General features: G+C 72.5%; 7 protein-coding genes and 1 pseudogene. 1 reads left to right on the top strand and 7 read right to left on the bottom strand.

Features of this window, described 5'->3' with window-relative positions; translation table 11 throughout:
• Window positions 1-58: 58 nt before the first annotated feature.
• The 7 genes and pseudogenes from ASL10_RS08790 to ASL10_RS08760 form a co-directional block, all read right to left on the bottom strand.
• Window positions 59-1,405 (bottom strand): MFS transporter, encoded by a 1,347-nt coding sequence (locus ASL10_RS08790; protein WP_056046434.1) that lies wholly within the window; start codon window positions 1,403-1,405, stop codon window positions 59-61.
• A gap of 218 nt (window positions 1,406-1,623) precedes the next feature.
• Window positions 1,624-2,244: pseudogene (gene ribA, locus ASL10_RS08785) on the bottom strand (GTP cyclohydrolase II); the annotation flags it as partial.
• A 17-nt stretch (window positions 2,245-2,261) separates the two neighbouring features.
• Window positions 2,262-3,263: a bifunctional diaminohydroxyphosphoribosylaminopyrimidine deaminase/5-amino-6-(5-phosphoribosylamino)uracil reductase RibD gene (gene ribD / locus ASL10_RS08780; RefSeq protein ID WP_082460417.1), complete on the bottom strand. Its 1,002-nt coding sequence runs from the start codon at window positions 3,261-3,263 to the stop codon at window positions 2,262-2,264.
• A 38-nt stretch (window positions 3,264-3,301) separates the two neighbouring features.
• Window positions 3,302-4,006, bottom strand: coding sequence for a GNAT family N-acetyltransferase (locus ASL10_RS16200; protein WP_056046430.1), 705 nt, complete (start codon window positions 4,004-4,006; stop codon window positions 3,302-3,304).
• Between the two features lie 2 nt (window positions 4,007-4,008).
• Window positions 4,009-5,013, bottom strand: a complete 1,005-nt coding sequence (trpS, locus tag ASL10_RS08770; RefSeq protein WP_082460299.1) for a tryptophan--tRNA ligase — start codon at window positions 5,011-5,013, stop codon at window positions 4,009-4,011.
• Window positions 5,014-5,061: 48 nt separating this feature from the next.
• A complete protein-coding gene (locus ASL10_RS08765; RefSeq protein WP_056046429.1) occupies window positions 5,062-5,907 on the bottom strand; it encodes an exodeoxyribonuclease III in 846 nt (281 codons plus the stop codon).
• Window positions 5,908-5,917: 10 nt separating this feature from the next.
• Complete coding sequence (locus ASL10_RS08760; RefSeq protein WP_056046426.1) at window positions 5,918-7,078, bottom strand: YihY/virulence factor BrkB family protein; 1,161 nt, start codon at window positions 7,076-7,078, stop codon at window positions 5,918-5,920.
• A gap of 164 nt (window positions 7,079-7,242) precedes the next feature.
• Between ASL10_RS08760 and ptsP the strand changes: the two genes are divergently transcribed.
• On the top strand, window positions 7,243-8,892 hold the full coding sequence (ptsP, locus tag ASL10_RS08755; protein WP_082460298.1) for a phosphoenolpyruvate--protein phosphotransferase: 1,650 nt from the start codon (window positions 7,243-7,245) through the stop codon (window positions 8,890-8,892).
• The last annotated feature ends 61 nt before the right edge of the window (window positions 8,893-8,953 follow it).

Here is an 8,953-nt window from a genome sequence, read left to right as displayed (position 1 = left end):
CCGGCCCGCGCCTCCGGTCAGGAGGCGCGGGCCGGCCGGCAGGGCACGTCGCGTCCGGTCAGCCGGCCGTGTCGTAGTCGACGTCGCGGGTCTCACGGCTGAGCACGAGCGCGATCAGGGTCAACACCGCCATCGAGGACAGGTAGAGACCCACGAGCCAGGTGCTGCCGCCCGCGGCCGTCCAGAGCGCGACGGCGATGAACGGGGCCACGGCGGCACCGAGGATGCTCGCGACGTTGTAGCTGATCGCCGAACCGGTGTAGCGCACGCTCGTGGGGAACAGCTCGGGCAGCACGGCCCCCATCGGTCCGAAGGTCAGCCCCATCAGGACGAAGCCGATGATGAGCAACGCCTGCGCGCCGAGGGCCCCCGCGGCGAACAGCGGGGCGAACGTGAAGCCGAAGACGAGGATGCCGGCCGTCACGCAGATGAGCATCGCGCGGCGACCGTACTTCTCGGCCAGGGGCCCCGACACGAGGGTGAAGACGCCGAAGAACACCACGCCGAGGATCAGCATCCAGAGGAACTGCGTCCGGGGGATGCCCAGGCCGGCCGGGTCGCCCGCGGCGTCGGCCGTCCCGAAGGTCAGCGTGAACGTCGTCATCAGGTAGAAGAGCGTGTAGGTCGCCAGCATGATGAACGTGCCGAGCAGCAGGGGGCGCCAGCTCGACCGGAACACGCGGGCGAGCGGAAGGGTCGCGACGTTGCCCGAGTCGACGACCTTCTGGAACGCCGGCGTCTCGATCAGCTTGAACCGGACGTAGAGGCCGATGATCACCAGCACCGCGCTCGCCAGGAACGGCAGGCGCCATCCCCAGGCCATGAACTGCTCCTCGGTGAGGGTCGTGTTCAGCAGCACGAAGAGCAGGTTGGCGATGATGAAGCCGATGGGCGCACCCAGCTGGGGGAACGTGCCGTAGATCGCGCGGCGGTTCGCCGGCGCGTTCTCCGTCGCGAGCAACGCGGCACCGCTCCACTCGCCGCCGAGGCCCAGGCCCTGGCAGAAGCGCAGCACGACGAGGCAGGCCGGGCCGGCGACGGCCCAACCGGGCGTGGTGCCCGCCGGGATGCACCCGATCAGCACCGTGGCGATGCCCATCGTCAGCAGCGACGCCACGAGGGTGCCCTTGCGGCCGATGCGGTCGCCGAAGTGGCCGAAGACGATCGACCCGACGGGCCGGGCGATGAACGCGACGCCGAAGACCGCGAACGAGGCGAGGCGGGCCACGGCGGGGTCGTCGTTGGCGAAGAAGATGGTCGGGAAGACGAGCACCGCGGCGGTCGCGTAGACGTAGAAGTCGTAGAACTCGATCGAGGTGCCGATGAGGCTCGCGACGATGACGCGCGAACGCTTGTTGGTGGCGGGGACGGACGACGTCGACGGGTCGACGGTGGGGGCAGACACGGGGGCACTCCGAGGCAGGGGTCGAGGTCCCGGCGGACGTCGACGACCGGGCGCATGGTGCGGCGCAACGGGTCGGACGGAGGCGCGGTGCAGGGATCTGCGGATCGCTCGGCCGGGTGAGACGGTGGCCGCTCGTGACAGCCGTCGTCCATCGTACCCCGGCGTGTACCCCGGTGGGGACGCACGTCGGGGCCGCGGGAGCGGGGGCCGCCGCGGACTCAGTCGTCGGAGCCGAGGTGGCCGGGCAACTCGTGGCCCATGCGGTCGCGCTTCGTGTCGAGGTAGCCCTCGTTGAAGGCACCGACGCCGACGACGAGGGGCACCAGTTCGGTGACCTCGATGCCGTGCTCGCCGAGCTGACGCCGCTTCTCGGGGTTGTTGCTCAGCAGCCTGACGCGGCTGAGCCCGAGGTCGCGCAGCACGTCGGCCGCCGCCCCGTAGTCCCGGGCGTCCGCCGGCAGCCCCAGGGCGAGGTTGGCGTCCAGGGTGTCGAGTCCGTCCTCTTGCAGGCGGTAGGCCCGGAGCTTGTCGACGAGGCCGATGCCCCGACCCTCGTGTCCGCGCAGGTAGACGACGGCCCCGCCGTGGTCCCGGATGGTGTCGAGCGCGGCGTCGAGCTGCGGGCCGCACTCGCACTTGAGGGAGCCGAACGCCTCGCCGGTGAGGCACTCCGAGTGGACGCGCACGAGGGCACCGTCCGCCGGGGGGAGGCCGGCCGGGTCGCTCGCGATGATCGCCACGTGGTCGGCGCCGGTGAGGGTGTCGCGGTAGGCCCTCATGCGGAACGTGCCGTGACGGGTGGGGACCGTGGTCTCGACCTCGAACGACACCTGGGACGATGCGGCGGGCGTGGTGGTCATGCGGGGCTCCTGGGGGTGTCGCGGGCGACGACCACCAGGTCGTCGCCGAGGGGGTGCGCATCGGTGACGCGCAGTCGTCGTTGCCCGTCGATGTGGTCCACACCGAGGTCGTCGAGGGCCGTCCGGGGGCCGCCGAGCAGCGTGGGCGCGAGGTACACGACGTAGTCGTCGACGAGCCCGAGCCGGACGAACGCGCTGGCCACGGTCGGTCCGCCCTCGACGAACACGCTGCGGACCCCGCGGGCGCCGAGGTCGTCGAGCACGGCCTCGAGGTCGTGCGTCCCCGTCTCGACGATGTCGCGGGGGTGCCGACGCAGGGCGGCGTCGGCCGGCACGGTGCGCGTGCCGACGACGACGGGCAGGGGCTGGTCGGGGAGCAGTTCTCCGCCGTCGCCGCGGGCGGTCAGGCTGGGGTCGTCCGCCAACACGGTGCCCGTGCCCACCAGGATCGCGTCGTGGGCCGCTCGCTGCTCGTGAACGTGCTGCCGTGACGCCGTTCCGGTGATCCAGCGGCTGCTGCCGTCGGACGCCGCCGTGCGACCGTCCAGGCTGGACGCCCACTTGAGCGTCACGAACGGTCGGCCCGTCCGGGCCGTCACCAACCAGCGGCGAGCCATCTCGGTGGCCTCGTCGGTGAGCACGCCGTCGACCACCTCGACGCCGGCGCGGCGCAGCCGCTCGGCCCCGCCTCCGGAGGACGCGCCGGGGTCGGCGACGGCGTGGACGACGCGGGAGACGCCCGCCTCGATCAAGGCGACGCTGCACGGACCGGTGCGGCCCACGTGGTCGCAGGGTTCGAGCGTGACGACGGCGGTCAGACCCCGCGCCTCGCCGGGGGAGAGGTGCGAGAGGGCGTCGACCTCGGCGTGTGGCGTGCCGGCGCCCCGGTGCCATCCCTCGGCCGCGACGCTGCCGTCGGGACGCAGGAGGACGCAACCGACCTGGGGGTTGACGCCGCGGACCGGCCCACGTCGCGCGAGCGTGACGGCCCGGCGCATGGCGCGTTCGAGGACGTCGTGGTCGATCGGATCGATGCTCACTGTGCCTCCGGGACGGAACGGTCGCGCGCCGGGGCGTGCGCGGTGGGGGACGGGCGGGCGACGCCGTCGACGGCATCGGTGAGGGAGTCAACGCCGTCGGCCACGGGGTATTCCGCCGAGCCGCCGGGACGGACCCCGGGGCGCCCCAGGTCGGGCCAACCGGCTCGCGCCGACCGAGCGTCGCCCGGTCGTAGGCGGGCCTTCCAGCAGAGGGGGTGGCCTCCGTCACGGTCCGGGTGGAGCCCCGGACCGACGCCCTGGTAGGTGAACCCCGTCCGGCGGGCGACGGCCGCGGAGGCGTCGTTGCCCACGTAGCCCTCCCAGAAGAGTTCTCGGAGCCCTCCGGCGCCGAACGCCCAGTCGGCCACCAGGCCGAGCGCCTCGGTCATCATCCCCTGACCCCGCGAGGCGGGGGCCGTCCAGAAGCCGACGTCGGACGACCGGAGCCGAACGCTGACCACGCCCTCGAGCAGACCCGAACCCGAGCGGCGCAGCCCCCAGGTGAACTCGCGTCCCGTCGCCCACCCGTCGTCCACGATGCGTCGCAGGAAGAACTCGGCGTCGGACCGTCCGTACGGCACGGGCACCGTGGTGAAGCGCTGCAGGGTCTCGTCGCGGCAGGCGTCGACGATGGCCGGCACGTCGGCCGCGCTCGGCACCCGTAACTCGAGGGTCGGCGACGCGAGCACGAACGGCAGCACGATCAGGCCTTGCGGACGAAGCCGATGCGGTCGTACACGGTGTCGATCGTGGCCTGGGCGATCTCGTTCGCCCGATCGGCGTTGACGGCGAGGATGCGGTCGAGCTCGGCCGGGTCGTCGAGGAGTTCGAGGGCTCGGGCGCGGACGGGCGCGAAGGTCTCGACGACGACCTCGGCCACGTCCTTCTTGAGGTCGCCGTAGCCGCGACCCGCGTAGCGCTCCTCGAGGTCGGCCACGCTGGCGCCCGAGAACGACGACAGGATGGTGAGCAGGTTGGAGACCCCCGCTTTGGCCCCGCGGTCGAAGCGGATCTCGCGCTCGGCGTCGGTGACCGCCGACTTGATCTTCTTGGCGGTGCGGCCCGGTTCGTCGAGCATCCACACGACTCCGGAGTCGGTGGCCGCCGACTTGCTCATCTTCGACTCGGGTGACTGCAGGTCGTAGATGCGCGCGGATTCTTTCTGGATCACCGCCTCGGGCACGACGAAGGTCTCGCCGAAACGGGAGTTGAACCGGGTGGCGAGGTCGCGGGTGAGCTCGACGTGCTGACGCTGGTCGTCTCCGACGGGAACCGTCTCGGCCTGGTAGAGCAGGATGTCGGCGGCCATCAGGGTCGGGTAGGCGAACAGGCCGAGCGAGGCCGCGTCGGACCCCTGCTTGGCCGCCTTGTCCTTGAACTGCGTCATGCGGCTGGCCTCGCCGAAGCCGGTCAGGGTGTTGAGCACCCAGGCCAACTGCGTGTGTGCCGGCACGTGCGACTGGATGAACAGCGTCGACTCCGCCGGGTCGATGCCCGCGGCGATGTACTGGGCGGCGGTGCCGCGGATCTGCGCACGCAACGCGGCGGGGTCTTGGGGGACGGTGATGGCGTGCAGGTCGACGACGCAGAACAGGGCGTCGTGCGTCGCCTGCAGCGACTTCCACTGCTGCAGGGCGCCGATGTAGTTGCCGACGTGGAGCGAGTCGGCGGACGGCTGCATGCCGGAGAAGAGACGGGGCTTGGTCATGAGGTCCTCGGTCGGGGTGGTGCGAGAAGAGAAGGGGTGGGACGCGGGTCAGAGCCGGTAGTCGACGACGACCGGGGCGTGGTCCGACCAGCGCTGGTCGTAGGCGGCCGCCCGGTCGACCACGTAGTGCTCGACGGTCTCGGCCAGCGCCGGGGTGGCCAGCTGGTAGTCGATGCGCCAACCGGCGTCGTTGTCGAAGGCCTGACCTCGCCAGGACCACCACGAATAGGGCCCCTCGACCTCGCCGGCGAAGCGTCGACCCACGTCGACCCACCCGAGGCCTTCTCCGCCGGTGCCGTCGACGGTCACGACCTGCTCGCCCGCGGGCCCCAGGAACCGGTCGAAGTACGACCGTTCGCGCGGGAGGAAGCCGGCTCGCTTGACGTTGCCCTTCCAGTTCTTGATGTCGAGTTCGCGGTGGCCCACGTTGAGGTCGCCCGTCACCACCGAGAGCTCGTTGTGGGCGGCGAGCTCGGGGAGCCGCGCCGACATGGCGTCGAGGAACTTCCACTTCTCGTCCTGCTTGGGGGTGTCGACCTCGCCCGAGTGGACGTACGTGCTGACGACGGTCACGACGGTGCCGTCGATCTCGTAGTCGGCCTCGAGCCACCGCCCGGCACTGTCGAAGTCGTCGGGGCCGAGCTCGACGCGGTGCACGTGGGCCTTGCCCCGGCTGGCGATGGCCACACCGGCCCGCCCCTTGGCGGTGGCCGGGTCGTGCACGACGTTCCACTCGGGGCCGAGCAGGCCCTCGAGGTCGTCGGTCGAGGCGCGCACCTCTTGCAGCGTGAGGACGTCCACGTCGCGAGCCGAGAGCCAGTCGCCCATGCCCTTGCGGAAGGCGGCACGGACGCCGTTGACGTTGACGGTGGCGAGACGGAGGCGCGTGGACATGGGCTCCAGACTAGCGGCGGGCACCGTCACCGGGGTCGTCGGGAGACCCCGTGCCCGGGGCGTCGGACGGGTCACCCCGACGGACGGCCCGCAGCGACCGCGAGAGCAGCCCGCGGGCGCCGTCCACCAGACGACCGCCCCGCGACCGGGCCCGCGCCTCCTGGGCTCGCCGTTCCTCCTCGAGGCGGCGGAGGCGGGCCGCCTCCTGATGCGGGTCGGCGAGCACGCCGAGGTCGTCCATGCCGACGGCGATCCAGCCGGCGCTGAGCAGCAGGACCTGGCACAGCAGGTTGATCACGATCAACAGTCCGACGACGGCCGCGAACGAGGCGACCAGGGGGTTCGACCCCGTGGCGCGGAGCACGACGCCGCCGACCACGGTCAGCGAGACGAACCCGGCCGCTCCGAGCATCGCCCCCGCGAGCAGTCGACGGAAGGGGATGTGCAGCCCGGCCAACACGCGGAACAGGACGGCCAGCACCGCGGTCTCGAAGACGAACACGAGCACGATGCCGACCCCGCGCAGGGTCGCCTCGCCCGCGATCGACCGGGTCGAGACGCCCACCCCGGACAACAGGCCCGAGACCGCCGTGGTGCTGAGCAGCGACAGCGTCGCCGACACGACGACCGCGGCCCCGAATGCGAGGGCCAGGCCGAGGTCGCGCACGATCAGTCGGCCGAGCGGCGTGACCGGTTGCGGTGCCCGGAACACGATGCGCACGCAGTCGCGCATGCTGCCGAGCAGCGTGACGGACGACACCAGCAGGCCGAGCAGGGCGACCGCGCCGGTCCAACCGAAGACCGACGCGTCGAGCAGCAACTCGGGGTCGACGACGCCCGTGCCGTCGACGTCCTGGATGAGCCCGGGGACGGCCGAGCGGATGAACACGATCAACTCGTCACGGAGCACCTGGTCGCCCGAGACGACGAACCCCGCGACCGAGAAGCCCACCCACAGGGCCGCGAACAGGGCGAAGAGCGCCTGGTAGGTCAACCCGGCCGCGAGCAGCGGCCCCTTCGCCGTGACGTGCCGCGCCAGCACCCGGGTCGGCCGCGACCCCACGACGCGTGAGCCGGCCCGCCGGGCGCGTCCGGACGGGCGTCCCGCCGCGGAGGCGCGGATCGCCTCGGCCGGGTCGGGCGTCGGTTCTCGGGTCCACGGCGCGCGCATGCGTCCAGGGTAGGGGTGGCCGGGCGACGCGGCCCGGCCACCTCGGTCGAGCCCGGGATCGGCGCTGACCGGACGTCCGGACGTTCCGTCTACGATGGACCGACCGTGGGCGTGCCCGGCGTCCTGCCGCACGTCCCCACCATCGAGACTCGAAGAGGTTCACCGTGGCACTACAGGGCGTTGGCGTCGGACGTGGAGTGGCCGTCGGCCCCGTCAAGAAGATGCCCGATCCGCTGCCCGAGCCGGGCACCGACCCCCGCACCGCCGACGCGGCTCTCGAGTACGACGCCGTGCTCACCGCCCTCTCCGCGGTCGCCGCCGACCTCACGGCCCGCGGCGAGAAGGCCGGCGGCGAGGCGAAGGACGTCCTCGACGCCCAGTCGCTGATGGCCCAGGACCCCACCCTCACCGACGACGTGAAGGCCCGCATCGACGACGGTCGCACCGGTGAACGCGCCGTGCACGAGGCGTTCGCCGCCTTCCAGGACCTCCTGATCGGCATGGGGGGCTACATGGCCGAACGCGCGACGGACCTCGGCGACGTGGCGCAGCGCGTCATCGCCTCGCTGCGAGGCGTCCCGGCTCCCGGGGTGCCCGAGAGCGACACCCCGTTCGTGCTCGTCGCGCCCGACCTCGCGCCTGCCGACACCGCCCTGCTCGACCTCGACAAGGTGCTCGCACTGGTCACGCGTGATGGCGGACCCACGTCGCACACGGCCATCCTCGCCCGGTCCAAGTCGATCCCCGCGATCGTCGGGGTGACCGGTGCCCTCGACCTCGCCGACGGCACGATCGTCGTCGCCGACGCCGCGACCGGCGTCGTCACGGTCGACCCTTCCGCCGACGAGGTCGCCGACGCCGAGAAGCGCATCGCCGACCGCGCCGCCGCCGCTGCCGCGCCGCTCACCGAGGGCGCGCTGGCCGACGGCCACACCGTCCCGCTGCTCGCGAACCTCGGCGCGCCGGCCGAGGCGGCCGGGGCCATCGAACTGGGTGCCGAAGGCGTCGGACTGTTCCGCACCGAGTTCCTCTTCCTCGGCAATTCCACCGCGCCCACCGTCGAGAGCCAGACGGCGAGCTACACCGCCCTGCTCGAGGCCTTCCCGGGCAAGAAGGTCGTCGTGCGCGCCCTCGACGCGGGCGCCGACAAGCCGCTCAGCTTCCTGAACGACGCCCACGAGGAGAATCCCGCGCTCGGCCTGCGCGGCCTCCGCGCCCTGCGCGTCAAAGAAGACATCCTGCGCGACCAGCTCACCGCCTTGGCGCAGGCACAGGCGGCGACCACCGCCGACCTGTGGGTCATGGCGCCCATGGTCAGCGACGCCGAAGAGACCGAGTACTTCGTCGCCCTCGGCCGAGAACTCGGCCTGAAGACGGTCGGCGTGATGGCCGAGGTCCCCTCGCTCGCGGTGCTCGCGGACCAGATCTTCGCCAGCGCCGACTTCGTCAGCGTCGGGACGAACGACCTCACCCAGTACACGATGGCGGCCGACCGCATGCTCGGCTCCGTGGCCGCCTATCAAGACCCCTGGCACCCCGCCGTGCTGCGTCTGGTCAAGTCGCTCGGCGACGCCGGTGCCGCAGCCGGCAAGCCGGTCGGCATCTGCGGCGAGGCCGCGGCCGACCCCCTGCTGGCCGTCGTGCTCGTCGGTCTGGGGGCGACCACGCTCTCGATGACGCCGGCCGCGTTGGCCGACGTGCGCCTCGAGCTCTCCCGGTACACCCTCGACCAGGCTCGCGAGCTCGCGGCCGCCGCCGTCGCGGCGACCACCGCCGCGGGCGCGCGACAGGCAGCCGAAGCCGTCACCGTCTGACGGTCGGGATGGCGTCGCCCCTCCCGGGGGGCGGCGTCGTTCGTCGTCCGTCCGACCTCGG

Source organism: Frigoribacterium sp. Leaf8 (assembly GCF_001421165.1).
GTDB lineage: Bacteria > Actinomycetota > Actinomycetes > Actinomycetales > Microbacteriaceae > Frigoribacterium.
The sequence above is the reverse complement of the archived record's forward strand: the minus strand, read 5'-3'. Positions and strand labels throughout refer to the sequence as shown.